We start from the raw sequence: 26,790 nt of genomic DNA, 5'->3' as shown, positions 1-26,790 counted from the left end.
AGAAGAATTGATTTTCTACATATTTATATATGAGTTGAAGAAACGGGGGGAACGTCATGCGTGATTACTTAATTAAGCCACTTGTTGGTCAACCGTATCCGATGATTTCACACGGGAAAGGTGTTTACTTATATGATCAAAACGGCAACAAATATTTTGATGGTTCGTCAGGAGCGATTACAGCAAGTATCGGACATGGCGTAACGGAGATTGCAGAAGTTATTAAGCAGCAAGCGGAGGAGATTGCCTTTGTGTATCGTTCGCAGTTTACGAGCGAACCGGCAGAGAAGCTCGCAAAAAAGCTGAGCGACTTAAATATGGGGGATTTAAATTGGAGCTTCTTCGTGAATAGCGGTACAGAGGCAAATGAAACGGCAATGAAAATTGCAATTCAACATTTTCAAGAACGCGGTATTCAAGGGAAACATAAAATTTTATCGCGTTGGATGAGTTATCACGGAATTACGATGGGAGCATTATCCATGTCTGGGCATCCGCTGCGTAGGCAACGTTTTGTTTCCATATTGGAAGATTACCCGACATTACCAGCCCCGTATTGTTTCCGTTGTCCAGTCCAAAAGGTGTATCCGACATGTCAACTTTCGTGCGCAACAGAGTTAGAGCGATCCATTGAACGTATTGGAGCAGAGCATATTGCAGCGTTTATTGCGGAGCCGATTATCGGTGCAGCTGGGGGAGCTGTTGTACCACCGAAAGATTATTATAAGGTGATTAAGGATATTTGTGAGCATTATAATATTTTATTTATTGCTGATGAAGTTATGACAGGACTTGGCCGCACTGGAGCATGGTTTGCGATGGAACACTGGGGTGTCCAGCCGGATATTATGACGCTCGGAAAAGGGTTAGCAGCTGGCTATGCGCCAATTGCTGCAACGATGGTAAGTGATCGTGTGATGGAACCGATTTTACGGGGGTCCCGTTCTGTGATGAGTGGGCATACATTGAGCGCAAATCCACTTTCTGCAGCAACAGCTTTAGCGGTAATTGAATATACAGAAAAGCACCATTTGCCAGAAGAAACTGCTGAAAAAGGGAAATATTTAATTGCAGGTTTGCAAAAGATGCAGCAACAATCGACAATTATTGCTGATGTACGCGGGAAAGGTTTTCTGATTGGAGTAGAATTGCAACCGTTTACAAAAGCATCTGAACTTATTTCGGTTGCGGCGAAAAATGGTCTTCTTTTATACCAAGCTGTATCAGGGCAAGCGGGTAAGGAAGATAGTGCATTGTTAGTTGCGCCGCCGCTTACGACTACATATGCAGAGCTGGATGAACTACTTCATATTTTTGCGAAGAGTGTAGAGGAAATGACACAAAAAGGAGGGCATAGTATCGCATGACAACTATTACAAATACATTTAAAAAGCTAAAAACAATACAAGATGTTATGCCATATTTTCATAATGAGATGACGCTTATGTTTGGAGGGTTTGGAGGCATTGGCTCCCCTCCCTCTTTAATTCAAGCGATTTTAGATAAAGGAATTCATGATTTACATTTAATCGGTAATGATACTGGTTTTCCTGATGTGGGAATTGGTCGCCTTGTGACAAATGAGCGTGTAAAGTCATTAATTACATCGCATATCGGTTCAAACCCAAATGCAGGACGGCAGTTAAATGAAGGGAGATTGCAAATTGAATTTTCCCCTCAAGGTACATTGGCAGAACGAATTCGAGCTGGAGGAGTCGGACTAGGTGGTGTTCTTGTTGATGTTGGAATGGATACAATTGTAGAAGAAGGAAAACGAACAGTTGAAATAAATGGGAAGACATATTTGATTGAAACCGCATTAACCGCAGAAGTGTCCATCGTGTTTGCGAAACAAGCAGATCCGTTTGGAAACCTCGTGTTTGATAAAAGTGCACGCAATATGAATCCACATGTCGCAATGGCTGGAGATATTACGATTGTAGAGGCTGAAGAAATTGTTCCTCTTGGGGAACTCGATCCAGAAGAGATTATAACGCCTGGTGTATTTGTTGATTATATCGTTCCATCGGGAGGAGTGAATTGGAAATGGGCATGGGAGTAGATGTTCGCAATAAAATTGCAAAGCGTGCTGCGAAGGAAATTCAAAACGGAATGATTGTGAATCTGGGGATCGGCATCCCATCTCTTATTCCGAATCACTTGCCAGATGATATGCATGTTATGTTTCATGCGGAAAACGGTATCGTTGGTATGGGACCAACACCTGTAAAAGGCGAAGAGGATGAAAATTTATGTAATGCGGCTGGCTTGCCGACATCAATTATTGCCGGAGCTAGTTATTTTGATAGTAGCACAGCATTTGGGATGATTCGAAAAGGATTACTTGATATTACCATTCTCGGGTCACTGCAAGTAAGTGAAAAAGGTGACTTAGCAAACTGGATTGTACCAGGTAAGCGTGTACCGGGAATAGGTGGTGCCATGGATTTAGCGCAAAAGGCAAAACGTGTTGTTGTTGTCATGAATCATGTCGATAAATACGGAAAATCAAAAATTGTTTCAGAATGTACGCTTCCGCTTACATCAAAACGATGTGTAGACGTAATTATTACAGATATGGCAGTAATGGAAGTAACACCGGAAGGACTAGTGCTGCAAGAATTAATGAGTCCGTACACAGTAGAAGATGTAAAAAAATGCACAGAAGCTGCTTTTCATGTAAGTCCGTCTTTACTAGTGATTGACTGAAGGGAGATGTAACAATTGGAGCAATATAAAAAACAGGTGTGTGAATATATTGAAAGTCATGAAAATATGAGTGTGAAATTATTAAAACGTTTAATTCAAGAAAAAAGTACGAGTGGAGATGAAAGCGGAGCACAGGCAGTTGTAATTGAAAAGCTTCGTGAGCTTGGTTTAGATTTGGATATTTGGGAGCCGTCGTTTACGAAAATGAAAGATCATCCGTATTTCGTCTCACCGCGTACAAGTTTTAACGATAGTCCTAATATTGTAGCAACGTTAAAGGGAAGCGGCGGCGGAAAGTCGATGATTTTAAATGGTCATATTGATGTTGTGCCTGAAGGCGATGTGAATCAGTGGGAGCATCATCCGTATGCAGGAGAACAAATTGGGAATCGTATATACGGACGCGGTACAACCGATATGAAAGGTGGTAATGTATCGCTCATGCTGGCAATCGAAGCAATTGTAGCAACAGGCATTTCTCTAAAGGGAGATGTATATTTTCAAAGTGTAATAGAAGAAGAGAGCGGCGGCGCAGGTACGCTTGCAGCACTTTTACGAGGCTACGAGGCAGATGGTGTGATTATCCCAGAGCCGACGAATATGAAATTTTTCCCGAAACAACAAGGTTCAATGTGGTTTCGTTTATTCGTAAAAGGGAAAGCTGCACATGGTGGGACACGTTATGAAGGTGTAAGTGCTATTGAAAAAAGCATGCTTGTTGTGAGGCATGTGAGAAAGCTAGAAGAAAAACGAAATGAACGGATTACAGATCCTTTATATAAAGGAATCCCGATTCCAATTCCGATTAATATCGGGAAAATTGAAGGTGGCAGCTGGCCAAGCTCTGTACCAGATTTTCTTACTTTAGAAGGAAGATATGGTGTTGCGCCAAATGAAAGTATGGAAGAGGCAAAAATAGAATTTGAAAATTGGATAGGACAGTTAAATCAGGTAGATCCATGGTTTGCAAAACATCCAGTAGAAGTAGAATGGTTTGGCGCAAGGTGGGTTCCTGGTGAATTAGAAGAAAAACATCCGCTTATGACGACGCTAAAGGGCAATTTTGTACATATTGAAGGTACAGAGCCAATTATTGAGGCATCACCGTGGGGAACAGATGGAGGCTTATTTACACAAATCGCAAATATTCCAACTATCGTGTTTGGTCCAGGTGAAACGAAAGTCGCACATTATCCAAATGAATATATTGAAATTGATAAAATGATCGCAGCAGCAAAAATTATTGCATGCACACTGCTAGATTGGTGCGAGGTGGACAAATGAAATATTACGAAGAATTTGCAGAACAGACGAAGTACTATACAGTAGAAGGCACGTTAGATTATTTTAATAAACGTATTCGAGTTGACCATTATAAGGGAAATGTCGAACAAGTAATGTATAAAGTTGAAGAACTCGCAAACTCTCATTCTTTCACGAAATTAATTATAAAAGGAAAGAGAGAGCACGTTTCTGAGTGGCTCTCTCTTGGCTTTATATTAGAAGCAAGTATTCCGCAATACTTCCAGGGGCATGATGCATATTTTATGGTGAAATATCGGGATGATGAACGCCGAAATAGTGTGCAGTGGGTGAAGGAAGATGAAATTGTAAGTGGTGTAATTGCGAAGAAAGTAATAGAAAAAGAAATACCAGCACAGTTTGTTTTGCGAAAAGCGACAGAAGAAGATGCAAAGCAGCTTGCAGACGTATTTGGAAAAGTATTTGAGATTTATCCAACACCTTTGAATAAAGTCGATTATATTGTGAAAACGATGAAGGAAGATACGATTTATTATGTGTATGAAACGGAAGGAAAGATTATAAGCACCGCTTCAGCAGAAATGAATGTAAAAGAAGGAAATGCAGAACTAACAAATTGCGCAACATTACCAGAGTATCGAAAGCATGGTTTTATGAAAAGTTTACTTATGAAGTTAGAAGAAGAACTGCAAGAGAGAGGTATTTTTTGTTCGTATACAATCGCACGGGCACTTTCATTTGGTATGAACGCAGCATTTTATCAGCTTGGATATACGTACACAGGACGGCTCGCAAATAACTGTTATATTTTTGATAAGTTAGAGGATATGAACGTTTGGGCAAAGGATTTATCCCGTATTTAGTACATAGTATAAGAGAGAAATAAAGGTTCGAAAAGAATCAATTTGTTCAACTTCCATAAGTGGGGGAGAAAAAGTCCTCGCTGATGGGAGTTTCATTTTAGCGGTAGGTGCTCAAAATCTGGCACAATAATTGCTGATTTTTGAGCAAAGGAGGAGAGTACGTTGCTGGCGATTTCAACACAAGAAGTGATTGAAGCGATTTTAAGTAGCATTGATGAAGCCATTCACGCGGTAGATGAAAATGGAGTTACTATTTTTTATAACACAGTAGCAGCAAAACATGATGGATCGAATGTAGAAGATGTACTTGGTAAGTATTTATTAGAGGCATTTCCTTCGTTAACACCAGAAACGAGTACACTGTTAAAGGTATTGCAAATGAAAAAGCCAATCCTGCATCAAGTGCAGCGATACCAAAATCAAAGTGGAGAAGATGTTTATACGGTGAATACAACGCTACCGATTTTTATAGAAGGACGCATTGCTGGCGCTGTTGAAATTGCAAAAGATTATTCTACTATGCAAAAGTTGACAGAAAAAATTGCTGACTTGCAGTCGAAAATGAAGCGATCACCAGCGAGAAAAGCACCATACAGACATGTAGCATTTGATACGATTATAACGAATGATAAGCGCTTTTTACAGACGAAACAGCTGGCGCAAAAGGTTGCGACTACTAATGCGAACGTACTTATTTACGGTGAAACAGGAACGGGAAAAGAGCTATTTGTACAAGCAATACATGAAGCATCGAAAAGAAGAAATAACGCGTTTATCGCTCAAAACTGTGCTGCCTTGCCAGAATCATTACTTGAGAGCTTGCTGTTTGGAACAACAAAAGGCAGCTATACAGGTGCCATAGAGCGCGCAGGTTTATTTGAGCTTGCGGACGGTGGCACATTATTTTTAGATGAACTCAATTCGATGCCGTTAGATTTACAAGCAAAAATGCTTCGTGTATTAGAAGATGGTATCATTCGCCGCATCGGTGATAATAAAACAAGAAAAGTTGATGTACGCGTAATTACAGCAATGAATCAACCTCCAGATGAGTGCCTTCGTGAAAATAAAATTCGTACAGATTTATATTATCGATTAAATGTGTTTTCTTTATTTATTCCGCCGCTTCGCGAGCGAAAGGAAGATATTTTATTGCTAGCCCCGTACTTTTTGAAGGCTTATAACAAAGAATATAAAAAGAATGTGATTGGTATAGGTGAAGATGCAAAAGAGAGATTGCTTCAGTATCATTGGCCAGGTAATGTACGTGAATTAAAGCATATGATTGAGCATGCGGTCATTGTAGCAGAAGGGAAAATGCTAACGTTATCTTGTTTGCCACGTTCGTTTCGGCAAATGCCACATCCGCAAAAACAGCCAATATTACCGCTTCGGGAAGCGCTTTACAAAACGGAAAAAGAGTTGATTGAACAAGCGATGTTAGAAGCGAAAGGGAATGTTTTACAAGCTGCAAAGTTGTTAGGTATTCCAAGACAAACTTTGCAGTATAAATTAAATAAATATGCGAAATATGCCGAATAATCGGCAGCTTTTTGTGCATTTGCACGAATAAATGAGCGCTTACATATATAAAAGTAAAGAAAATTCTGTTTTTTAAAGGGGTATTTTTATTTTTCTTTCGAATAAAACGATATTTTTATAGTCAAGAAGCTTGTAATAGTCAAGGTTGTACGAATAGAAAGGAATCAAAATCTAGACGTAACCGTTAAAGTTGGCATGATTATTGCTTTAATAAATAGTGAGCGTTTGAAAAAGGGGGAATGGCAATGTTACACGACGTATATAAACCAGAACGTCATTGGAAAGAGATTGAATTATGGAAAGATGTTACAGAGGAGCAATGGAATGATTGGATTTGGCAGTTAACAAATACAATTAAAACATTAGATGATTTAAAGAAAGTAATTAATTTAACACCGGAAGAAGAAGAAGGTGTTAAAATTTCAACAAAAACAATCCCATTAAACATTACACCATACTATGCATCCCTTATGAATCCAGATGATCCACGTTGTCCAATTCGTATGCAATCTGTACCGATTTCAGAGGAATTATATAAAACGAAGTACGATTTAGAAGATCCGCTTCATGAGGATGAAGATTCACCAGTTCCAGGATTAACACATCGTTATCCAGATCGTGTTCTTTTCCTAGTAACAAATCAATGTTCTATGTACTGTCGTTACTGTACACGTCGTCGTTTTAGTGGACAAATTGGAATGGGAGTTCCAAAGAAGCAATTAGACGAAGCGATTGCTTATATTCGTGAAACGCCGCAAGTTCGTGATGTGTTAATCTCTGGCGGTGATGGACTTCTCATTAACGATAACATTTTAGAGTACATTTTAAAGAATTTACGTGCAATTCCGCATGTGGAAATTATCCGTATTGGAACGAGAGCTCCTGTTGTGTTTCCGCAGCGTATTACGGAAAACCTTTGCAATATCATTAAAAAATATCATCCAGTTTGGTTAAATACACATTTTAATACTTCTATTGAGATTACAGAAGAATCTAAACTTGCTTGTGAAATGCTTGCGAATGCAGGTGTACCGCTTGGAAACCAGGCTGTTATTTTAGCGGGTATTAACGATAGCGTACCAATTATGAAAAAATTGATGCACGATTTAGTAAAAATTCGCGTGCGTCCTTACTATATTTATCAATGTGACTTATCTGAAGGAATTGGCCATTTCCGTGCACCAGTTTCTAAAGGCCTTGAAATTATTGAAGGGTTACGCGGACATACGTCTGGTTATGCAGTGCCAACATTTGTTGTAGATGCACCGGGCGGCGGTGGTAAAATTGCTGTTCAGCCAAATTATATTATTTCACAAAGTGCTGACAAAGTTGTTCTTCGCAACTTTGAAGGTGTTATTACAACGTATCCAGAGCCAGAGAATTATGTAGCAGGCAGAGCAGAAGGATATTTCAAAGAAATTTATCCTACTTATGAAGAAAAGAATTCTGATGTTGGTATAGCAGCACTGATGAGCGATAAGAAGTTTAATCTTGTACCAGAAGGCTTGCAACGTATGAATCGCCGCAAAGATTATGAAACAAATAATACGCATGCTTCATTAAAAGATAAACGTGAAAAGCGTGACGAGTTGAAAGATAAAAAATATCAAGCACAAATGGAAAAATTAAATGAGAGTAAAAAAACTGAGGGAGATGCAGTATGAGATGTATGTGGTGTGAAGGTGAAGAAGCAATTGAAAGTGTAAATACTGTCTACTGGGAGTTACCAGATGGAACACAAACAATTACAATTGAAGAAACACCTTGTATCGCATGTTCAACTTGTGGAATGCATTATCAATCAGAGGTTATTGTGAAAGAAATTGAAGATCAGCTCTTTTTAATTTATACGAAAGATTTGCCAAAACAAGTCACATATACAGAACTTATGGAGCGCCCTCGTTTACTAAAGCGAAATTATTTTGATTTTTAACCAGCATTTTTCATGCTGGTTTTTTTCTTGTTTGCCTTGTATAATGTAGCCAAGTTAGAAAGGTAGGGAATAATATTGAAAAAGTCATTTTATCATTATATGATGAAGCACCGTGCTTCTTTATTGAAAGATGAACTATGCGACTTGGCGGAAACAATGTATGAAGATCATAGTTTTCCAAAACAATCGGAGGATTATGATGAAGTTAGTTCATACTTAGAGTTAAGCGGTTCATTAGAAAGTATGAGCATTTTTGATCGTGCATGGGAATTATATATGCAAGAGCAGTAGAGTGAAACGTCTATTTTCAGATCGTTTTACCACTATTCATTTTTAATTTGTGTTATGTACACTCCTACAGAGGAGTGTATTTTTTTATGAAAAAATATTCAATTATACAACCTCATGTGATAAGCGTTTTTGTAATGGGTCGCATATACTGTTATCGTCACATACTTAAAATCACGACTTGAAAAGGAGAGAGAGACATGACGAGAAAAAAGCAGCCCAAATACAATATAGGAGATATAGTCGTGATTACGTTATATGGTACCGTTGGTAAAGTCACAAATGTTAATTTTCTATTTTTATTGGTTATGTGTTATGAATTTAATATGACACATTGGGGGCTATAAAATGGCGTTGGCTGCTATGTATTTACGTTTATCTAGGAATGAAGAACAATTAGATATTGAGGATATCTTAACAAATCATCGAAATGCTCTAATTAAACTTGCAAAGCAACATAAGTTGACATATGACATTTATCAAGAAATTTCGAGTGGTGTAAACATACAAAGACCTCAGCTGAATTTATTGTTAAGTAAATTAGATGAATACGATTATCTTTTGGTAATGGATATAGACCGGATTTCTCGTGACAATGCATATGCTGAACAAATTAAATCAGTGTTGATTGCACATGACATCAAAATATTAACACCACAGGGTGCTATTGATCTAAATCAAGAAAGTAATGAAATGTTATTTTCTTTCCAAGCAATGATGGCAAATTTTGAATATAAGCAAATTAAAAAGCGTTTGGGGCGAGGTCGATTGGCAGCAGCAGAACAAGGAAGATGGACAATGAGTAATAAGGCACCTTTGGGATATGAAAAGGACAAAAATCAAAGATTAGTCATTGTTGAGGATGAAGCAAAAATAATTAGATACATATTCCAAAAGACTTTAGAAAGAGTTAGTGCAAACGAAATAGCCAAAGAATTAGATTTGCTAGGTTGGAGGAGTAGAAGTGGTAAGGTTCTAACGACTTCTCATATCTCATCAATAAGAAGAAATGTTGTATATTATGGGGTAGTCAAAGCTTGTAGAAGGGTAAACGGGAGAGTTGTTGATGAGGTTTTTGTAGAAAATGCCCATCAACCAATCATCTCAAAGCAACAATGGTTAGAAGTTCAAAAAATACTTGAAGAAAACACAACAGGAAATTTTTTTAATAAAAGGAAAGCAACCCGAAGACTTCAAAACCTAATTTATTGTAATTGCTGTGGAAGAAAAAGATACATCCAAATTGATGGTAACGGAACTGATTTTATTAAATCTTGTTTTTACAAAATAAGCAATAATAAATGCAGAGATAGGGGACATAAGTATCTTCCTGTAGAAGACTACGTAATTAATAAGGTAAAAGAAAAGAAGGAGGATCTTGAAAAGACCATTCGGAAATTAAAATCTCTTGATATTACGGATGAAGAAAATAAATTCCTTTCACAAATGGACTCATTAGAAAAGCAATTAGAAAGATATGAAAAGAGACAAAAAAATTTAACAATAATGAGAGCAGACGGGGAAATAAGAAAGAGTGAATTTCTTGTAATGAGTGAAGAGAACGAGGAACAAATCAAACAAGTTAAGCAACAGCTTGAATTAGTTGATATTCAATTAAAAAACTTGAAGAATACAGATGAAGAACAACGACGGTTAGAAAAAATTATTGAAATGTTAGATAGGATAGAGACATATGACTCCGAAAACTGTAATGCTTTCTTTAAAACGTTTATAAAAAAAATCTGGTTCTCAACCAATGCGATTACAAATCATAATACAAAAAAAGAGGTTCCCGAAGTCATGATTGAAATCGAATGGCTATAAATAGCTCCAATATTCTTACTGCTAATGGCATGATGAGTCATGCCATTTAAACTACCGGCTGAACAGAGGTATGTAATTCTAAAAGAAACGAGTTGTTCCCGAGGATTATAAATTTACTTTAATTGAATCGATCAAGTTCAATGTGAAGTAGAAGACCCTAACTACAGTTATGTTTTTTGGATTCCTCCATTTGTTAAATATAAAAAGTTGAAGATAAATGGGATGCAAGTCTTATGAGACATTGTGACAAACTGTACTTCAACAAAAACAGCTTAATAGTTTGTCAATATTTTTTTAATAGGAAAGGAGATTTAAATCATGGGTGTTGAATCATTAAAGAGCAAAATGCTAACGAAACCACATAAATTTACAGCTGGAATAGAAGGTCCTTCATGTGATAAAAAAGGGAATATTTACGCTGTTAACTTTAAAAAATCAGGCACGATTGGCAAAGTAACTCCAAATGGGAATAGTAGTGTCTTTATTGAACTGCCTAAGGGTAGTATCGGAAGCGGGACACGTATTGACCGTAATGGAACTTTGTTCATTGCAGATTATGTTAAACATAATATATTCGCAGTTAATATTGAAACAAAAGAAATAAGGGTGTTTGCTCATAACCCTGATATGAACCAGCCTAACGATTTAGCGATAACCAATCAAGGTGTTTTATTCGCTAGTGATCCCAACTGGAGCGAATCAACAGGACAATTATGGCGTATTGATAAAAACGGGGTCACTCATTTATTAGAAACCAATATGGGAACGACTAATGGAATTGAAGTGAGCCCTGATGATAAAAAACTATATGTAAATGAAACAGAGAAAAGAAAAATATGGGTATATGATCTATCAAGTAACTACGAATTAAGTAATAAACGCTTACTTATAGAATTTACCGATTTTGGACTTGATGGGATGCGTTGTGATATGGCTGGAAATTTGTTTGTAACTCGCATTGGTAAAGGTGTGGTGGCAAAGATATCACCTGATGGTCATCTTCTAAGCGAAATTCACCTTACCGGAAAAAAATGTAATAACCTTACATTTGGAGGTCCTGATGGAAAAACCTGTTATGTGACAGTAGCTGATACAGGAAACATTCAAATGTTTCAAACAGATGTACCTGGAAGGTGTTGGAGTTTACTGCATGATAGATAAGATTATTCCATATTATCTAACTGAACATGATTATTAGTTATGTAATTTAGTAGATTGATAATGTGTGTGTATTTACCTTAATTTAAATAGTTAAGAGTTATGATATACAACATCCAGACCAATGACTGGATTCATTCTAAATTTAGTGAGGTAATTGTTGAATGGAAAGTGTAGAAGGTGAACGCAAGTTGGACGCTGATTGAACAATGGTTACGGAAAAAAGGTTTTAAAAACAAATTTTGACTAAAAGTTCATCGTCAATTATCGGAATTTTAAAAAGGGAAATCACTTCTCCAAGATACTGCTATATAGTTCGGACTGTTTCGGTGGGAGGAGGAGAAAAATGGGGAATGATAACAAGAAAAAAATACGTTGAGACAAGATTCCAAACAAAAACTTCATGCATATTCTGCAACGAGGTGATTTCATTGTGAAAGTAAAATATGGAGAAAGAGGAACCTTTGATCCGGTGAAGGCAGCCAAGGGACTAATTGAATTGTACAATAAGTTTAATAATCCGAATGTTCTAGATAATCAAGAAAATGATAAAATAAAAGATAAACCAAATTAAACTCGTGTGCCACTAAGGTATACGGTTTTTCTTTTTTATTTACAAGGAGGCGATAACCTTTTAATCGTAAATGGTTATTCATCAAATAAATTTAGAAATATAACAAATATAAAAATACTAGATGGCGTTTATGTATACGAAGTGAACAATCACGATGGATTTTACGTAGAACATACATTACAGCTTGTGACGGAACAAGAAATGAAAGATGGCGAATCCGAGTGGATTGAACTGCACTATAAATTTACGTTTGGTGATCTCGTTCAAGTAACAGGCTATGAAAAAGATGTATTTCGTGTTGTTGGCTACCGGACGGAAGTATGGCGTTATAAAAATGATGCATGGGAAGATACAATTTATGAATTATCTCGTATTACAGATGGAGAGTGGCTAGAAGCGGATGAATCTGATTTGACACTTATAGCGAATGCACAAACAGCAAATATCATTTTAAAGAAAATGAAACAAGATAAGGCAGGTATGAATAAGCTTGATTTAGGTAAATTAAAGTCTATTAATAATTCGAAAAAAGTAAGTATAAAAACGAATCGAAAAGAAATTATTGATGGTTTACTAGATATTTTTAATGATTACAGAACATTATATGAAACATTTCAAGATGAAGAGTATAAAATTGTGATGGAAGTTGTACGTAATTATTTAATTAAATTATCCGAGAAAAAATAACTTAGAAAGAGAGCAGGAATTGAAAGAAAATAAAAGCTGTATATGGTATGCCTACAATTGTTAAAAAGATAATAAATATAGAAATTAGTTTGTCCACCCATTTATCTTCATGTACAAAACCTTCCTCTATATGTATTGTTTTTTGTTTATAGTCCATTGTGTTTTCCTCCTTTATATAGCTTGTACTACATCTTATGCAAAAGTGTCCTCTTGTATAACCTATATATCTAGCAAGAAAAGAAAAATGTTTTTCTATTGTTATACATAATTTCTATTTTTCTTCATAAAACAGAATTAAAGGGGTGATGCTCATGAAGGAAATAGAGGTCGTGATTGATACGGAAGAAATTGCGGAATTTTTTTATGAGCAATTAATTGTAAGAGGCTATGTACCAAAGCGCGAAGAAATTGAAGATCTTGCAGATATTGCCTTCGATTATTTGTTAGAGAAATGTATGATTGATGAAGTATTTGACGAAGATGATGAAGGAAAGTAACGACGGGATAGACTCGTCGTTTTTTGCATCGCATAAATTAAAAAACTAATATCACCATATCGTGTTGTATTTGGTATAATGAAAGTGAAAATTTTCTGAAGAGGTGAAGAAATGTTCAAAAAAATTATTGATTCTTTGCTAGGGAATAAACATAAGCACCACTCTTACTCCAGTAGTGATTATCGACATCGACATCGTTCGTATTCTAGCAGCGATCATCATAAACATCGTCCATCTCATGGGTATGGGCATCATCATTATAAAAGAAAACATAAAAGTGGCAGTTTTTTCTCTAGTAGTTGATGAATTTTCAAAAAGTATTGGCATGGTTTGATCGACCGCTGTCCATCGATACTGTCGTTGCACAGCGGTATCAAATTCAACGCATTCTTGGTATGGGAAGTTATGGTTTTACATATCTTGTTACTGACATGTTGTCTCATGAGAAAAAAGTATTAAAACAACTTCGAAAAAGTAAGCAGCGCTACGCATTAGGTAGGAAATCGTTTACATATGAGCAAGCGATTTTACAGCAGTTAGAACACCATGCGATTCCTAGTTTTTTTCATAGTTTTACATGGAGAAAAGAACCTTTTTTTATAATGGAAGAAATGCGCGGGAAGACATTTGAAGATTTTATTTTCAAATATGGAGAAATGTATACAGAAAAAGAAGTTTTTCTTATTTTATATAAAGTACTTCATGTCGTTTCTTATTTTCATAGTCAAGGTATTGTGCATCGCGATTTGCGAATTCCTAATATTTTAATGAATGATGATGAAATATCTATTATTGATTTTGGATTAGCTCGCTTTATTGGTGAAAATGATGAACGTGCCGGGTCTTATAAAGGGGAACAAGCATCTATGCGTGAAATTCATTATCGTAGTGATTTTTATGCACTAGGACATTTTGTTTTGTTTTTGTTGTATTCTAGTTATGAATCTTCAAAAGAAGAAAGACCTTGGTATGAAGAATTAACATTATCAGCAAATAGCAGTGACGTAATTATGCGGATGTTACAAATGAAAGAGCCGTATTACGAAAATGTACAAGAACTAATAGAAGATGTGCGCTGTATAATAGAAAGGATGGGAGATACATGTTCCAAAAGTTTTTAGCAAGCGTTGGTATTGGCAGTGCAAAAGTTGATACTGTATTAACGCAAGAAGAATGGCTCATCGGAGAAGAAATTACAGGGGTTGTACATATTACTGGTGGATCAGTAGAACAAGAGATTGATAGCATTTATTTAACGTTATCTACGACATATATTCGTGAAGTGGATGATAAAAAAATGAGTTCAACATATGATTTAAAAAAGGTGCGCTTAACAACTCCTATAACGATCGGGATAAATGAAAAACGAGAAATTCCATTTTCTTTCCCAATGCCGATTGAAGCACCACTAACATTTGGAATGAAAACAGTTTGGGTACAGACTGGTCTAGATATTAAACGCAGCATTGATCCAAGTGATCGTGATTACGTTCAAATACTTCCCAACTTATTGTTAAAAAGTGTATTAGATGCAGTCCAAAATCTTGGATTTCATCTTCGTCAAACGGAATGTGAAGAACTTCCATACCGTTTGCGCGATCATGTACCATTCGCACAAGAGTTTGAGTTTGTTCCTGTATCCGGGCAATATTATGGAAAGTTAGATGAATTAGAACTGCTGATCATCCCGCGTTCGTATGATAGTTTAGAAATTGTGATGGAAGTAGATCGGAAAGCAAGTGGAATTGCTGGACTATTATCTGAAGCTTTAGATATGGATGAAAAAGTTTTACGTTTTACAGTGAAGCGTGAAGATATTCCAACAATGCAGCAAAAAATTAACAGTTATATTTCTGGGTAATTCATGCATAAAAAAGAAATGGAGAGGGAAAATAAAACACCCGCTCCATTTTTGTATAGTGAGGTTATGCAGATGAAGAGATATCGACATTTATATATGTTACTATTTGTTTTTCTCATTGGTTTTGTCGTACTATCTTTTTCTTATCAAACATCTTTCATTGATCAATTTGATCATGTAGTAAGTAATTATATACAAAGCTTTCGTAACGAATATTTTACCGCTTATTTTGTATGGATGTCTTATATTGGATCAAAAAAGGTATATTTTCCTGTATTGTTTATCCTGTTTATGTATTTCTTGATTCGAAGACGATACATGACAGCCATTTTGTTAATGATAAATTTTTATGGTTCGCGCCATATGAACTATATGTTAAAGCTATGGTATGAACGACCAAGACCTGATATATCACAACTTGTTACGGCGACAGGTTACAGCTTTCCGAGCGGACATGCGATGAATGCTGTTACATTTCTTGGGTTTATTGCATACATTACAATTACTGAACATCGCCTACAATTGCATCAAAAATTATTGCTTATTGTTATTGCCTGCTTTTTTATCTTTTCCATTTCTATTAGTCGTATATATTTAGGGGTACATTATCCGTCTGATATTTTAGCGGGCTGGGCTGCTGGAGGAAGTTGGCTTGTTTTATGTATCATGTTTCATCAAACATTTATCCCGCAAGTAGCCGACAATAAATCTTCTGTATCAAGTTAACCAATGATTCGTTATGGGTTAATTTCAATCCATTTTATTTTACATAAAAAGAGCCTATGTGAGCATAGGTTCTTTTTGCATAGGTTCCACATGAATATGTGTGTACCAAATATTGTGTTTTTGTTGCAGCTTTTCTTCAATTTCATCAGTAATACGATGACTTTCACTTACGTCCATGTGTGCGTCTACTTCGATAGTAATATCAACATACGTTTGATTTCCATACATGCGTGCTCGTATGTCCACAATGTGTTCAACGCCTGAAATAGTTTTTACTGTTTCGGCATATTTCTTCATTTTGTCTGGATCAATGCCATCTGTTAACAGATGTGACGCTTCTTTGAAAATATCCCAAGCTGTTTTACAAATAATGATGCCGACGATAAGTGCTGCAATTGGATCAAGAAGAGGCATTTGAAATTGTGAACCGAAAATACCAATAACTGTCCCTATACTCACAAGAACATCAGATAAATTGTCTTTTGCAGCCGCTTCTAGTGCCTTACTTTTTGTTTCTTTTGCAATTTTACGATTATATACGTATACGCTATACATAATAGCAGCACAAAACAAAGCAACCCAGGCTGCTATTAAATTAGGGGTCGTCTGTTCCTCCTTGAAAAAGGATTGAACAGCATTCACGATAACTTCGAATCCGACCGTCATCATAATAAAGGATGCGACGAGTGAAGCGATTTGTTCCGCGCGTAAGTGACCATATGGGTGATCCGGATCGCGAGGTTTTCGGGAAATTTTCAATCCGATTAATACAGCTAGTGATGCGCCAATATCGGTTAAATTGTTAAGACCATCTGCACGCAGTGCGCTAGAAACAGCTATGTAACTTATTGCAATTTTAACAGTTGATAAAAATATATAAGCAACAATGCTTAGTATTGCCCCTTTATCAGCAGCTTTGTTAGAAAGTGGCTCCATACTATTCATTCACCTTTCTCTCAAAGATTCTCTATGTATAAGCGTATCAAACGAAAGTCGTGTGGGTCTATACAAACATTGTTGTGTACTTTTAGCATTTTAAGAAAGGGAGAACATTGTTTCGTAAGGGCAAAAAATACAAAAAGCACTTAGATATGCTTCTAAGCACTTTTTTGTAAGTTGTTTATATTATATTAATATACTTCTAAGAACTCAGTAACTTGCTCTTCTGTCTTTGCATTCGCACTATGTAGATGGCCCAGTTTTTCACCGTTTTGATACACTAATAAACTTGGAATTCCCATTACTTGATATTCTTCAGCAATGCTTGGGAACTCATCTTTATTAATGGAATACCACTCGAATTTATTGAACTCTTCCATTACATCACCGATAAAATTGTCCATACGCACACAATCTGGGCACCATGTTGTGAAAAATTTAATTACTACTGGATTTTCTTTTGCGATAAGATCGCGAAATTCTTTTTCAGATTTGATTTCTTTCATGTTTTTAACTCCTTTCAATGTTAGACGAATTTGCTAGTATTTTTATGCAAAATTCGTATTTGCAAACATTAGTGTTTTTGAAATAGATTGTTTGCAAAATCTTCTACGGCTTTTTCTTGAAGACCTGGTACAACGTGAGAGTATGTATCTAATGTGATGCCTATTCTTTTGTGTCCTAATCGCTCACTAACAATCTTCGGATGAATACCTTGTTTTAGCATTAAAGTAGCATGGGTATGTCGAAGATTATGAAAGCGAATATCAGGAACCTCACTTTTCTTTATAAGCTTTTTCCATAGCTGTGTCAAACTTTTGAGATTACAAGAATTACCGTTAAAGGTAGGGCAAACCAAGTCAAGGTCATTATATCCACTTCCGTAACGCTCTTGGTCTGTATTAACTCGATTTAGTTGTTCTTCTAGAGCTTGTAGTGTAATTTCAGGAATGACAATTAATCGTTTACCAGAAGAAGTTTTCTGTACATGAAAACACTTTTCGCTAACATAAAATAAAAGTATCGTAAAACCTTTAAACGTCCCTTCAGTACTATTTCTGAAGGGACTTTCCATTCACATAATCAGTGTTATCGGAATGTTTTTTTAAATAGCTAGAGGAGAGAGGACTATTGGATTGATCATATGCGTTCCTACTCATATCGCAGATGTTCCATAGATGGAATAAAAAGGGCTCTTTCAACTAAAAATCCACTTGTACACATAGGTAAATGCTCAGTCATTTAAATTCTTATTGAGTAAGATAAAAAGCATGATAGGTAAACACCTTTGTTTATGATGTTTTTTAAAACAACAATAAAGATTTGTGAACGTACAAATAACAAAAGTAGGAAACCCATGCACAGAATAAGGTGATTCGATGGTTTCCGAGAAAGGATGAATGTACATTGTCCTTTCCAAATATACCTAATATCACACCTACCATTTCTATTTCTACTGCACAGACGATTCCATTGCTTTTAAGTTCCATTGCCTTAGAAGAATTAGCTTTAGCTCACATTATCAATGCTGAGGCAGAGAAGCTTCAATTTGTTTTAGGAACACTACCGCCAGGAAAAACTACACTTTCTCCTCCGGTAGTTACGGTATCTAATCTTCTTACCGTCAACTCAAGTGTGCAAAGAACCCTTCGTGATGTCATCAAGAAGGAAATGCTCTTGGAATTCAAATTCGAAAATGTGATTGATCTCATCGATACTTTACCTAAAGAACGTCAAAAGACTAACAGAATTCTGGTTTTCGGACCTTCGCTCGGTTGTAGCCCAAATGAAGCAGAGTTGGCTACTTCATTAGGATTCTCGGTTACAGTGGCTAATGAAGCAACTTGGTCAAACTTTACCACTGCAGACTTTGAACAGTTTGACGCGATTGTTATTGGAGATGCATGCTGTTTTGAAAATACTTCTCCATTAGCAGCAGCAGAAGCAAATAGAACGACATGGAGTCCAGCCATCACTGGAGCGGTTTACATCCAAGGAACAGATCCAACTTTTCATGAGGGGGCACATCCAGAAGGTTTACAGATGATTAAAGATGGAATCAGCTTTGCTGCCAGCCGTCCTGGTACAGGACTATATGTAAGTCTTGGCTGCTACTACTTCAATTCACCTGCAAATACACCAGTGACTATATTAGACCAATTTGGTACCTTTACAGTACAAGGATTTCAAGGAGAGAATGTTAATATTGTCGCTCCATCCCATCCTGCTGTGGCTGGTCTGACAGATGCTGGTTTGTCAAACTGGATCAATTCTACTCACGAGGTATTTAATAGTTTTCCAGGGTTTTTAATCCCTCTAGTCATAGAAACAGATATTGGTCTTCCCTATATTATCGCTACACCATAAATAGTTGGTAATATCGGTACACTTCATAGATGGCATCAAAACAAGGAAGAAAAAGTCATTGTTTAGTTACAGTGATTTTTTCTTTGTTTTGATAGATTGGTTTAAGGGATTGTTTAACTGGATGGATAACTCTTCCTTTAACGATTGAATGGGAATGTTTTGAAGAGAGTAAAAAATTTCTTGGTTCATATGCAGAACTGATTTTAGAAACTTTTCAACATGCACAGAAAGAAATGATAGGAGAGGTTTTTATCATTGTAAAAAGTGGTTTTGTTATATAGCGGAGTCTTTTTGATAAAAAAAAGACACTACATGAGTGTCTTTTAATTGAAAGAAAATTCTTTCTATTATATAATTGATTATGGGAAAGGTAATGTTAAAGTGTTATTTTTAATGTTATCTTATTATTTAATAGGCCATGAAATCAAATCAATTGATTTTTTGGCTTTTTTTATTATAGTAAACAGATTCTTTATTTTTCATATTATATATTACTTTCTATTTAACAGCGAATGACAGTGCCGGAATAACAAGCTATGAAATAGTCTTCAGTATCCATAATGGTCACTGCGGAAATAAATCCTTTAAACCCTTCTGAAGAGTAATAGATTTCTTTAGGGAGATTTTCAGCAGATTGGTACTTTCTTTTTTCATACTTTACATGATGGTGCTTAATTGTTTTTGGTTCAGGTATAATGGATTGTTTGTTTATGGCAGTGGAAGTATTTACATTCAAAGAATCTTGAGAAGTGACATCTAATCCTGCCGCGTTTACACTCTCCGTTTGTGAAAAAGCACCAATGCCACAAAATCCGATAAATGTTGCTAAAGTAACCTTTGCGAAATTTTTCATTTTCTTTTTTCTCCTTTTCTAATTTTTTGTAAGATTGTTCTTACACCTAACAGTCTATATGGAGTGTATATGGACTGTAAATATATATGAAAAGACAAAATTTGAGGAAAATCTTCATTTTTCTCAAATTTTGTATAATAAATCGTTGTTTGGAAATTTGTCAAAAATTGAAAGTTTTTCCTATGCGAAAAGGAGAACTATTTATGCAGAAAAAGAATAAATATTCATTGTTCAAATATTTGAATAAAATGTGAACAATTTTTAATCAGTTAGATTGGTCGATAGGCCTAGAGTCTTGTTGCATTCATTTAGGGGACTACGATTCTATTGAATGGAATGTAGATGTATTGAAAAAAATAAAGAAGTATTATCTGGTTATGGCGTTTGGATAGAGTGTCTAAATGACGGAAGCCAACGCATTATAGCTGAAGATTTCAATTCAAAAACATGGTGTGATGAGACTTATTTAAAAGTATTGTATCTATAATACGTAATATGCATCAAGATAAATACCGTGAAAAACAATCCAAAGTGTAAGGAAGGTGGTGTTTTTGATAAAAAATCTCATAGCCTATAAACAAAAAGAGTGATATTCTTTCTATATAGTTTTTGTAAAAATTTCCTTTTAATTTTAGAGATATGTACTTAAATCTTTTCAATGCAAGGGGAAAACTAGAGTGGAGGCATAAGGAAATGATTCAGTATAAAGATCATGACATAACTATCTTTCAAAGTGCTATGTATCAAACAAACTCAGTTGTTGTAGAAACTGATGAATTGGTATTAGTAATAGATCCGACTTGGCTACCAAATGAAGTGAATGAAATTCAGAATTATGTTTATAAAAATAAAAAAGATAAAGACGTATACTTACTTTTTACACATTCTGATTTTGATCATATTTTAGGGTATGGTGCATTTTTGTATGCTAAAGTAATTGCAAGTAAAAAATTAAAAGATTGCCCGAATAAGCAATCAATTATCGATAGTATTCGAGATTTTGATGATTCATATTACTTAACAAGAGAGTATGAAATAAAGTTTCCAAATGTAGATATTTCTATTAGTAAGGAATATGAGGAATTAGAAATAGGTGATATGAAATTTCATTTTTATCAAGCTCCAGGTCATACTGAAGATGGCATTATTACAGTTCTCGAGCCTCTCGGTATCGTAATAGCTGGTGACTACTTATCAAATATAGAGTTTCCTTATATTTATCATAACAGTGATGACTATTTATCAACTCTACAAAAATTAGAATCTATAATAGACAAATATGATATTAGTCTCCTAATACCAGGACATGGAGGGTTTACAAAAGATCAAGCAGAGATGAAAAAGAGAATATCCGAGTCAGTTCATTATATTTTACAAATGAAACAGTTACTTTTAGAAGATAAACAAGAAGAAACATATGATCTCATAAAAAAATATAGTTATCCAAAAGCAATGAAAAAATTTCATAATTATAATCTTACCTTGTTAAAAAAAGAACGGAACGTATAAAGGCATTTTTTCGTTCTAAGCTATATAAAAAGAAACCTATGAGTTATCAAGGGTATTATTTGAGTGGGGTGTTATATTAATATTCCCAATGGAGAAATGGAATTTGATGTTGTTGGTAATAATAAGGTGAATGCTCGGCGTGTACTTGGTTTTGATTAGGTATATGCTGAAATGCATTTCGATTTTGACTTGGGTTACAATCTTTAGGAGGACCGATTACAGTAGTAGATTGAATAGGAGATACAGTTTGTTTCCATTGTTGCTCATCGAGACAATAAGTATGGGCCATAATATTTGCGGGTGTTAATCTTAACATGTCCGATCCAAAAATAACTTCTGGAGTAGGAGCATTAAAAATGGCTAAATAAGTGGAACTTTTGGATGAGTATAAATCAGTCTCGGGCCTCATGCACATAGTATTAGTTATTATATAAAATATTACATAACAAAGAAAAAACAAAGAAAAAAGGAGTGATTTTTAAATGGAGCATAAAGGACTGAAAATATTTATTCATGCTAGTACTTGGTTTGCACCTGTATTAGTTCCTTTTATTATATTTCTTGTGAGTTCAGATCGAGAAATTAAAAATTTATCATTACAAGCAGTCATATTTCACTTTGTCATCGGCGTATTAATTGGTATTTCAGCATTTTTCTCTTGGGTATTAATTGGAATTCCATTTTTAATTATTTTTGGACTAATGGCTTTAATTACTCCAATTATTGGTATTGTTCGTGCATTGAATGATCGACATTTTCAATATCCGATTGTTGGATCATGGCTGAAATAAACTATATGAATATAAAATGTATGAAAGGGATAGCGTATTGCTATTCTTTTTTTTATTAGAAAAATAAATCGTTTATATATCTGAAGATAACGAAAATAAAATAAATTGTAATCTTCTAAAAAGTCTGATATATTTTAATAGAAAATAAAATGAGTGTAAAACGGGTGAAGATAAAGTGTTTGTTTTATCTTCTTAATACAGGGGTCGATTAGACAAAATATTGTCTCGTAACTGTATTTAAGAGTGATGTGATTCTTGTTTGTTTTACATATCAAAGTCTGCGTGGAGAGGAGGTGTAAATTTACGAAGATAAGTGTTTCTTCGTATAGTAACAGCTTCTTTGAAAGTTATTTTTTATTGTCGTAAATCATTAATAAATATGAAGCTTATGAGAGATTCTTTGTTTGGAACATTTGGTTATTTTCTCAATCCTTTCAAAAGTACCATTATGAACAATCTAAACATAGAAAAACCTTGTACGCTGCTAACCTCATATTCTTTGAGAGCAGTTAAAATAGAGAATCGTGAGGAAAATATATTTGTGCAATCTTGGAAAGGCTTACAGAAGTGTAAACGAAGATCTATTTGGATTGGAGGAAAACAAAATGGGAGCTGAAGGAAAATTTTTTCCAGGACTTGAAGGGGTAATTGCAGCAGAGACGAAGATTTCTTTTCTTGATACAAAAAAAGGAGAAATCGTTATTCAAGGGTATGACTTGATTGAGTTATCTAAAACGAAAAGCTATTTAGATATTGTTCATCTTTTATTAGAGGAGAAACTTCCTAATTCAGATGAAAAAGCGGCATTGGAAGAAACGTTAAAGCATGAATATGAAGTTCCTGTTGGTGTTTTTGATGTCTTAAAAGCATTGCCAAAACAAACGCATCCAATGGATGGATTGCGTACAGGAATTTCGGCGCTATCTGGTTATGACAATGAAATTGATGATCGCTCATTAGATGTAAATAAAAAGCGTGCTTATAAATTGTTAAGTAAGGTGCCGAATATAGTAGCGAATAGCTATCGAATTTTAAATAATGAAGAACCAATTGAACCGATTCAAGAATTATCTTATAGTGCAAACTTCTTCCATATGCTTACGGGTAAGAAGCCTTCTGAATTAGAAGAAAAAATATTTGATCGATCGCTTGTTCTGTATAGTGAACATGAAATGCCTAACTCTACTTTTACGGCTAGAGTAATTGCGTCGACACAATCAGACTTGTATGGTGCCTTAACTGGAGCAGTTGCTTCTTTAAAAGGTAATTTACATGGAGGCGCAAATGAGGCAGTGATGTACATGCTGCTTGAAGCAGGTACTGCCGGAAAATTTGAAGAATTATTGCAAAAGAAACTGTATAACAAAGAAAAAATCATGGGATTTGGACATCGCGTCTACATGAAGAAGATCGATCCAAGAGCGCTTATGATGAAAGAAGCATTAAAACAGTTATGTGATGTGAAAGGCGATTATACATTATATGAAATGTGTGAAGCTGGAGAAAAGATTATGGAGAAGGAAAAAGGAATCTATCCAAACCTAGATTATTATGCTGCTCCAGTCTATTGGATGTTAGGTATTCCAATTCAACTATATACACCAATCTTTTTCAGTTCAAGAACGGTAGGCTTATGTGCGCATGTGATTGAGCAACATACAAATAATCGCTTGTTTCGCCCACGTGTAAATTATATCGGCGAGCGACATGTGCTTAGCAAATAAAAACAACTGGGGAGTTGTTAAGGCCGCCCGCCAGATGGGTGTTTGACCGACACCCATTCTTAATAATAACGAATTTTCGATAGAAAGGGAAGAATAGCGTGATTAAAACAAATGAAATTAAACAAAAAGATGCAATTTTAGAAGAGATTACGGATTATGTATTAAATAAAGAGATTACAAGCTCAGAAGCATTCAGTACAGCACGCTATGTGTTGCTTGATACGCTTGGATGTGGGATTTTAGCACTGCAATATCCAGAGTGTACGAAATTACTAGGACCTGTCGTACCAGGAACTGTTGTGCCAAATGGTACACGTGTACCGGGAACATCATTTGTACTTGATCCAGTACGCGGTGCCTTTAATATCGGATGTATGATTCGTTGGTTAGATTATAATGATACGTGGCTTGCGGCTGAATGGGGGCATCCGTCTGATAATTTAGGTGGAATTTTAGCTGTTGCAGATTATGTGAGCCGCGTTCGTATTTCAGAAGGAAAAGAACCATTAAAAGTAAGAGATGTACTTGAAATGATGGTTAAAGCACATGAAATCCAAGGTGTACTTGCATTAGAAAATAGTTTAAATCGCGTTGGTCTTGACCATGTGTTATACGTAAAAGTAGCGACAACAGCAGTTGTTACGAAAATGCTTGGTGGCACACGTGAAGAAATCTTTAATGCATTGTCTCATGCATGGATTGATAACTCTAGTCTTCGTACATATCGTCATGCTCCAAATACAGGTTCACGTAAGTCATGGGCAGCTGGGGATGCAACAAGCCGTGGTGTTCATCTTGCACTTACTGCATTAAAAGGTGAAATGGGTTACCCAACAGCATTATCTGCACCAGGATGGGGATTCCAAGATGTATTGTTTAATAAGCAAGAACTAAAATTAGCAAGACCTTTAGATTCTTATGTAATGGAAAATGTATTATTTAAAGTATCATATCCAGCAGAATTCCATGCTCAAACAGCTGCAGAATGTGCAGTGAAATTACATCCAGAAGTGAAAGAACGATTAGATGAAATTGACCGTATTACCATTACGACACATGAATCAGCAGTTCGTATTATTGATAAAGAGGGTCCATTAAATAACCCAGCTGACCGAGATCATTGCTTGCAATACATTACTGCAATCGGTTTATTAAAAGGTGACATTGTTGCAGATGATTATGAGGATGAAGTAGCTTCTGACCCTCGTGTAGATGAATTACGAAATAAGATGGTTGTTGTTGAAAATAAACAATACAGTTTAGATTATCTTGATCCGAACAAGCGCTCAATCGCCAACGCTGTTCAAATTCATTTTAAAGATGGTACTGTAACAGAAAATGTAGAATGTGAATATCCATTAGGTCACCGTTTCCGTAGAGACGAAGCGATTCCAAAGGTTGTTCAAAAGTTCTCTGCAAATATGGCTGTTCATTATTCCAATAAACAACAAGAAAAAATTCATGAGACTTGTTTGAACGAAGAAAAATTAGAAAATATGAATGTAAATGAATTTGTAGATCTTTTCTTAATTTAAGTATAGGGGGAATAAGAATGGCTTGGGTTGTAAATAAACAGTCAACACAAGAAGAACTTGCCAATCGATTCCGAACTTTAGTAGAAGCACCTGAAATCTTGCAAATTCCTGGTGCGCATGATGCGATGGCTGCTCTTGTTGCAAAAAATGCTGGATTTTCAGCTCTTTATTTATCAGGAGCTGCTTATACAGCAAGTAAGGGTTTACCAGATTTAGGTATTGTAACATCTACTGAAGTGGCTGAAAGAGCAAGAGATCTTGTTAGAGCAACGGATTTACCTCTTCTTGTCGATATTGATACAGGGTTTGGTGGAGTGTTAAATGTAGCAAGAACTGCTGTAGAAATGATGGAAGCAAATGTAGCTGCTGTTCAAATCGAAGATCAGCAACTCCCTAAAAAATGTGGACATTTAAATGGGAAAAAACTTGTTTCTATTGAAGAAATGCAACAAAAAATTAAAGTTATAAAAGAAGTAGCACCATCGATGGTTGTTGTAGCTCGTACGGATGCTCGTGCGGTTGAAGGATTAGATGCATCGATTGAGCGAGCAATTGCTTACATAGAAGCGGGTGCAGATGCTATTTTCCCAGAAGCTTTGCAGTCAGAAGAAGAATTTCGTTTATTTACAAAAAAAGTAACGGTACCTTTACTTGCTAATATGACTGAATTTGGGAAAACACCGTATTATACTGCCGAAGAATTCGCTAATATCGGTTATCAAATGGTTATATATCCAGTGACTTCTCTTCGCGTAGCAGCAAAAGCTTATGAGCGTATTTTTCAGCTCATAAAAGAAGAAGGATCGCAAAAAGAAGGGCTTTCTGATATGCAAACAAGAAGTGAATTATATGAAACAATTTCTTATCATGACTTTGAGGAGTTAGATAAGGGAATTGCAAAAACAATTTTATCTGAAGGACAATAGATGAAGTGAAACTTCCAGCAGTGGAGGCATCCCCTTACTGCTAGTTAGTTGAACCAATCAGGTGCATGCCAGCAGTTGTCGCCCATCTATCTTCCTCACTCTATTCTGAATCGTGGGGATGAGGGTCTTACTGCCCCAAAATAGCGAGATAAAATAAGAAAGCGATGATACACATTTTTAGCAAAAACACCTGCTTGATGTGAAATGAATCATCGCTTTTT

At 35.6% G+C, this 26,790-nt stretch carries 29 protein-coding genes and 2 pseudogenes; 25 read left to right on the top strand and 6 right to left on the bottom strand.

What is annotated here, in order from left to right; translation table 11 throughout:
- The first annotated feature begins 56 nt into the window (after window positions 1-56).
- From WAZ07_RS12125 to WAZ07_RS12065, 13 genes are all read left to right on the top strand, one after another.
- The gene (locus WAZ07_RS12125) at window positions 57-1,367 is read left to right on the top strand and encodes an aspartate aminotransferase family protein (protein ID WP_336472664.1); all 1,311 of its coding nucleotides are present in this window, start codon (window positions 57-59) and stop codon (window positions 1,365-1,367) included.
- Window positions 1,364-2,062: a CoA transferase subunit A gene (locus tag WAZ07_RS12120; RefSeq protein ID WP_336472663.1), complete on the top strand. Its 699-nt coding sequence runs from the start codon at window positions 1,364-1,366 to the stop codon at window positions 2,060-2,062. Before WAZ07_RS12125 ends, WAZ07_RS12120 begins: the two co-directional genes overlap by 4 nt.
- Entirely contained in the window at window positions 2,047-2,709 is a 663-nt protein-coding gene (locus WAZ07_RS12115) for a CoA transferase subunit B (protein ID WP_336472804.1), read from the top strand. The genes WAZ07_RS12120 and WAZ07_RS12115 overlap by 16 nt, the downstream gene beginning before the upstream one ends.
- Window positions 2,710-2,724: 15 nt before the next feature.
- Window positions 2,725-3,993 (top strand): peptidase, encoded by a 1,269-nt coding sequence (locus WAZ07_RS12110; protein ID WP_336472662.1) that lies wholly within the window; start codon window positions 2,725-2,727, stop codon window positions 3,991-3,993.
- Window positions 3,990-4,835, top strand: coding sequence for a putative beta-lysine N-acetyltransferase (gene ablB, locus WAZ07_RS12105; RefSeq protein ID WP_336472661.1), 846 nt, complete (start codon window positions 3,990-3,992; stop codon window positions 4,833-4,835). Before WAZ07_RS12110 ends, ablB begins: the two co-directional genes overlap by 4 nt.
- Window positions 4,836-4,997: 162 nt before the next feature.
- Window positions 4,998-6,377, top strand: a complete 1,380-nt coding sequence (locus WAZ07_RS12100) for a sigma-54 interaction domain-containing protein (RefSeq protein ID WP_336472660.1) — start codon at window positions 4,998-5,000, stop codon at window positions 6,375-6,377.
- A 245-nt stretch (window positions 6,378-6,622) separates the two neighbouring features.
- On the top strand, window positions 6,623-8,041 hold the full coding sequence (gene kamA / locus WAZ07_RS12095) for a lysine 2,3-aminomutase (RefSeq protein ID WP_090911579.1): 1,419 nt from the start codon (window positions 6,623-6,625) through the stop codon (window positions 8,039-8,041).
- Window positions 8,038-8,310, top strand: a complete 273-nt coding sequence (locus tag WAZ07_RS12090) for a YokU family protein (protein ID WP_336472659.1) — start codon at window positions 8,038-8,040, stop codon at window positions 8,308-8,310. The genes kamA and WAZ07_RS12090 overlap by 4 nt, the downstream gene beginning before the upstream one ends.
- Window positions 8,311-8,385: 75 nt before the next feature.
- Window positions 8,386-8,601 carry a YozE family protein gene (locus tag WAZ07_RS12085; RefSeq protein ID WP_336472658.1) on the top strand — a complete coding sequence of 72 codons (216 nt, stop codon included), beginning with the start codon at window positions 8,386-8,388 and terminating at the stop codon, window positions 8,599-8,601.
- A gap of 345 nt (window positions 8,602-8,946) precedes the next feature.
- Window positions 8,947-10,422: a recombinase family protein gene (locus WAZ07_RS12080; RefSeq protein WP_336472657.1), complete on the top strand. Its 1,476-nt coding sequence runs from the start codon at window positions 8,947-8,949 to the stop codon at window positions 10,420-10,422.
- 318 nt (window positions 10,423-10,740) lie between these two features.
- Entirely contained in the window at window positions 10,741-11,583 is an 843-nt protein-coding gene (locus tag WAZ07_RS12075; RefSeq protein ID WP_336472656.1) for an SMP-30/gluconolactonase/LRE family protein, read from the top strand.
- Between the two features lie 430 nt (window positions 11,584-12,013).
- Window positions 12,014-12,154, top strand: coding sequence for a hypothetical protein (locus tag WAZ07_RS12070; protein WP_170857714.1), 141 nt, complete (start codon window positions 12,014-12,016; stop codon window positions 12,152-12,154).
- 63 nt (window positions 12,155-12,217) lie between these two features.
- The gene (locus WAZ07_RS12065; protein ID WP_336472803.1) at window positions 12,218-12,841 is read left to right on the top strand and encodes a hypothetical protein; all 624 of its coding nucleotides are present in this window, start codon (window positions 12,218-12,220) and stop codon (window positions 12,839-12,841) included.
- A gap of 1 nt (window position 12,842) precedes the next feature.
- On the opposite strand, the gene WAZ07_RS12060 is transcribed toward WAZ07_RS12065, so the two are convergent.
- Window positions 12,843-12,998: a DUF3930 family protein gene (locus WAZ07_RS12060; protein ID WP_336472655.1), complete on the bottom strand. Its 156-nt coding sequence runs from the start codon at window positions 12,996-12,998 to the stop codon at window positions 12,843-12,845.
- A 154-nt stretch (window positions 12,999-13,152) separates the two neighbouring features.
- On the opposite strand from WAZ07_RS12060, the gene WAZ07_RS12055 reads away from it, so the two are divergent.
- The 5 genes from WAZ07_RS12055 to WAZ07_RS12035 all read left to right on the top strand — a co-directional run bounded on the left by WAZ07_RS12055 (window position 13,153) and on the right by WAZ07_RS12035 (window position 15,925).
- Entirely contained in the window at window positions 13,153-13,338 is a 186-nt protein-coding gene (locus WAZ07_RS12055; protein WP_020060656.1) for a YozD family protein, read from the top strand.
- A 111-nt stretch (window positions 13,339-13,449) separates the two neighbouring features.
- Entirely contained in the window at window positions 13,450-13,641 is a 192-nt protein-coding gene (locus tag WAZ07_RS12050; protein ID WP_090911567.1) for a hypothetical protein, read from the top strand.
- Window positions 13,641-14,459: a serine/threonine protein kinase gene (locus WAZ07_RS12045; protein ID WP_336472654.1), complete on the top strand. Its 819-nt coding sequence runs from the start codon at window positions 13,641-13,643 to the stop codon at window positions 14,457-14,459. The genes WAZ07_RS12050 and WAZ07_RS12045 overlap by 1 nt, the downstream gene beginning before the upstream one ends.
- Window positions 14,441-15,199: a sporulation protein gene (locus tag WAZ07_RS12040; RefSeq protein ID WP_336472653.1), complete on the top strand. Its 759-nt coding sequence runs from the start codon at window positions 14,441-14,443 to the stop codon at window positions 15,197-15,199. Before WAZ07_RS12045 ends, WAZ07_RS12040 begins: the two co-directional genes overlap by 19 nt.
- Window positions 15,200-15,271: 72 nt before the next feature.
- Window positions 15,272-15,925, top strand: a complete 654-nt coding sequence (locus WAZ07_RS12035) for a phosphatase PAP2 family protein (RefSeq protein WP_336472652.1) — start codon at window positions 15,272-15,274, stop codon at window positions 15,923-15,925.
- Between the two features lie 54 nt (window positions 15,926-15,979).
- Here WAZ07_RS12035 and WAZ07_RS12030 read toward each other — a convergent pair whose 3' ends face one another.
- The 3 genes from WAZ07_RS12030 to WAZ07_RS12020 form a co-directional block, all read right to left on the bottom strand.
- Window positions 15,980-16,861 carry a cation diffusion facilitator family transporter gene (locus WAZ07_RS12030; RefSeq protein WP_336472802.1) on the bottom strand — a complete coding sequence of 294 codons (882 nt, stop codon included), beginning with the start codon at window positions 16,859-16,861 and terminating at the stop codon, window positions 15,980-15,982.
- A 194-nt stretch (window positions 16,862-17,055) separates the two neighbouring features.
- The gene (locus WAZ07_RS12025; protein ID WP_336472651.1) at window positions 17,056-17,370 is read right to left on the bottom strand and encodes a thioredoxin family protein; all 315 of its coding nucleotides are present in this window, start codon (window positions 17,368-17,370) and stop codon (window positions 17,056-17,058) included.
- A 68-nt stretch (window positions 17,371-17,438) separates the two neighbouring features.
- Window positions 17,439-17,939 (bottom strand): site-specific integrase, encoded by a 501-nt coding sequence (locus WAZ07_RS12020; RefSeq protein WP_336472650.1) that lies wholly within the window; start codon window positions 17,937-17,939, stop codon window positions 17,439-17,441.
- 332 nt (window positions 17,940-18,271) lie between these two features.
- Between WAZ07_RS12020 and WAZ07_RS12015 the strand changes: the two are divergent.
- A pseudogene (locus WAZ07_RS12015) lies at window positions 18,272-18,583 on the top strand (hypothetical protein); the annotation flags it as partial.
- Between the two features lie 743 nt (window positions 18,584-19,326).
- Complete coding sequence (locus WAZ07_RS12010; RefSeq protein WP_413788888.1) at window positions 19,327-19,512, top strand: barstar family protein; 186 nt, start codon at window positions 19,327-19,329, stop codon at window positions 19,510-19,512.
- A gap of 221 nt (window positions 19,513-19,733) precedes the next feature.
- On the opposite strand, the gene WAZ07_RS12005 is transcribed toward WAZ07_RS12010, so the two are convergent.
- Complete coding sequence (locus WAZ07_RS12005) at window positions 19,734-20,084, bottom strand: hypothetical protein (protein ID WP_336472649.1); 351 nt, start codon at window positions 20,082-20,084, stop codon at window positions 19,734-19,736.
- Window positions 20,085-20,777: 693 nt separating this feature from the next.
- On the opposite strand from WAZ07_RS12005, the gene WAZ07_RS12000 reads away from it, so the two are divergent.
- Window positions 20,778-21,593, top strand: coding sequence for an MBL fold metallo-hydrolase (locus WAZ07_RS12000; protein ID WP_336472648.1), 816 nt, complete (start codon window positions 20,778-20,780; stop codon window positions 21,591-21,593).
- Between the two features lie 76 nt (window positions 21,594-21,669).
- Here WAZ07_RS12000 and WAZ07_RS11995 read toward each other — a convergent pair.
- Window positions 21,670-21,960: pseudogene (locus tag WAZ07_RS11995) on the bottom strand (cupin domain-containing protein); the annotation flags it as partial.
- A gap of 115 nt (window positions 21,961-22,075) precedes the next feature.
- Between WAZ07_RS11995 and WAZ07_RS11990 the strand changes: the two are divergent.
- The 4 genes from WAZ07_RS11990 to prpB all read left to right on the top strand — a co-directional run bounded on the left by WAZ07_RS11990 (window position 22,076) and on the right by prpB (window position 26,569).
- Window positions 22,076-22,384: a DUF4870 domain-containing protein gene (locus tag WAZ07_RS11990; RefSeq protein ID WP_090995817.1), complete on the top strand. Its 309-nt coding sequence runs from the start codon at window positions 22,076-22,078 to the stop codon at window positions 22,382-22,384.
- A 605-nt stretch (window positions 22,385-22,989) separates the two neighbouring features.
- Complete coding sequence (gene mmgD, locus WAZ07_RS11985) at window positions 22,990-24,108, top strand: citrate synthase (RefSeq protein ID WP_336472647.1); 1,119 nt, start codon at window positions 22,990-22,992, stop codon at window positions 24,106-24,108.
- Between the two features lie 98 nt (window positions 24,109-24,206).
- On the top strand, window positions 24,207-25,643 hold the full coding sequence (gene prpD / locus WAZ07_RS11980) for a 2-methylcitrate dehydratase (RefSeq protein WP_336472646.1): 1,437 nt from the start codon (window positions 24,207-24,209) through the stop codon (window positions 25,641-25,643).
- 17 nt (window positions 25,644-25,660) lie between these two features.
- Window positions 25,661-26,569: a methylisocitrate lyase gene (gene prpB, locus WAZ07_RS11975; protein WP_336472645.1), complete on the top strand. Its 909-nt coding sequence runs from the start codon at window positions 25,661-25,663 to the stop codon at window positions 26,567-26,569.
- Window positions 26,570-26,790 lie beyond the last annotated feature (221 nt).

Origin of the sequence: Bacillus bruguierae (assembly GCF_037104725.1) — a bacterium.
GTDB classification, from domain to species: Bacteria; Bacillota; Bacilli; order Bacillales; family Bacillaceae_G; genus Bacillus_A; species Bacillus_A bruguierae.
Note: the sequence above shows the minus strand (reverse complement) of the source record. Positions and strands in the feature narration are given on the sequence as shown.

Excerpts from the sequence above, each read along its gene's own strand:
- WAZ07_RS12050 (WP_090911567.1), top strand. The coding sequence starts at position 13,450 with ATGTTCAAAAAAATTATTGATTCTTTGCTAGGGAATAAACATAAGCAC.
- WAZ07_RS12040 (WP_336472653.1), top strand. The coding sequence starts at position 14,441 with ATGTTCCAAAAGTTTTTAGCAAGCGTTGGTATTGGCAGTGCAAAAGTT.
- ablB (WP_336472661.1), top strand. The coding sequence starts at position 3,990 with ATGAAATATTACGAAGAATTTGCAGAACAGACGAAGTACTATACAGTA.
- WAZ07_RS12120 (WP_336472663.1), top strand. The coding sequence starts at position 1,364 with ATGACAACTATTACAAATACATTTAAAAAGCTAAAAACAATACAAGAT.
- WAZ07_RS12060 (WP_336472655.1), bottom strand. The coding sequence starts at position 12,998 with ATGGACTATAAACAAAAAACAATACATATAGAGGAAGGTTTTGTACAT.
- WAZ07_RS12090 (WP_336472659.1), top strand. The coding sequence starts at position 8,038 with ATGAGATGTATGTGGTGTGAAGGTGAAGAAGCAATTGAAAGTGTAAAT.
- prpB (WP_336472645.1), top strand. The coding sequence starts at position 25,661 with ATGGCTTGGGTTGTAAATAAACAGTCAACACAAGAAGAACTTGCCAAT.
- WAZ07_RS12035 (WP_336472652.1), top strand. The coding sequence starts at position 15,272 with ATGAAGAGATATCGACATTTATATATGTTACTATTTGTTTTTCTCATT.
- WAZ07_RS12000 (WP_336472648.1), top strand. The coding sequence starts at position 20,778 with ATGATTCAGTATAAAGATCATGACATAACTATCTTTCAAAGTGCTATG.
- WAZ07_RS12045 (WP_336472654.1), top strand. The coding sequence starts at position 13,641 with ATGAATTTTCAAAAAGTATTGGCATGGTTTGATCGACCGCTGTCCATC.
- WAZ07_RS12020 (WP_336472650.1), bottom strand. The coding sequence starts at position 17,939 with ATGGAAAGTCCCTTCAGAAATAGTACTGAAGGGACGTTTAAAGGTTTT.
- WAZ07_RS12030 (WP_336472802.1), bottom strand. The coding sequence starts at position 16,861 with ATGGAGCCACTTTCTAACAAAGCTGCTGATAAAGGGGCAATACTAAGC.
- WAZ07_RS11990 (WP_090995817.1), top strand. The coding sequence starts at position 22,076 with ATGGAGCATAAAGGACTGAAAATATTTATTCATGCTAGTACTTGGTTT.
- WAZ07_RS12025 (WP_336472651.1), bottom strand. The coding sequence starts at position 17,370 with ATGAAAGAAATCAAATCTGAAAAAGAATTTCGCGATCTTATCGCAAAA.
- WAZ07_RS12125 (WP_336472664.1), top strand. The coding sequence starts at position 57 with ATGCGTGATTACTTAATTAAGCCACTTGTTGGTCAACCGTATCCGATG.
- mmgD (WP_336472647.1), top strand. The coding sequence starts at position 22,990 with ATGGGAGCTGAAGGAAAATTTTTTCCAGGACTTGAAGGGGTAATTGCA.
- WAZ07_RS12080 (WP_336472657.1), top strand. The coding sequence starts at position 8,947 with ATGGCGTTGGCTGCTATGTATTTACGTTTATCTAGGAATGAAGAACAA.
- WAZ07_RS12075 (WP_336472656.1), top strand. The coding sequence starts at position 10,741 with ATGGGTGTTGAATCATTAAAGAGCAAAATGCTAACGAAACCACATAAA.
- kamA (WP_090911579.1), top strand. The coding sequence starts at position 6,623 with ATGTTACACGACGTATATAAACCAGAACGTCATTGGAAAGAGATTGAA.
- WAZ07_RS12005 (WP_336472649.1), bottom strand. The coding sequence starts at position 20,084 with ATGAAAAATTTCGCAAAGGTTACTTTAGCAACATTTATCGGATTTTGT.
- WAZ07_RS12055 (WP_020060656.1), top strand. The coding sequence starts at position 13,153 with ATGAAGGAAATAGAGGTCGTGATTGATACGGAAGAAATTGCGGAATTT.
- WAZ07_RS12115 (WP_336472804.1), top strand. The coding sequence starts at position 2,047 with ATGGGCATGGGAGTAGATGTTCGCAATAAAATTGCAAAGCGTGCTGCG.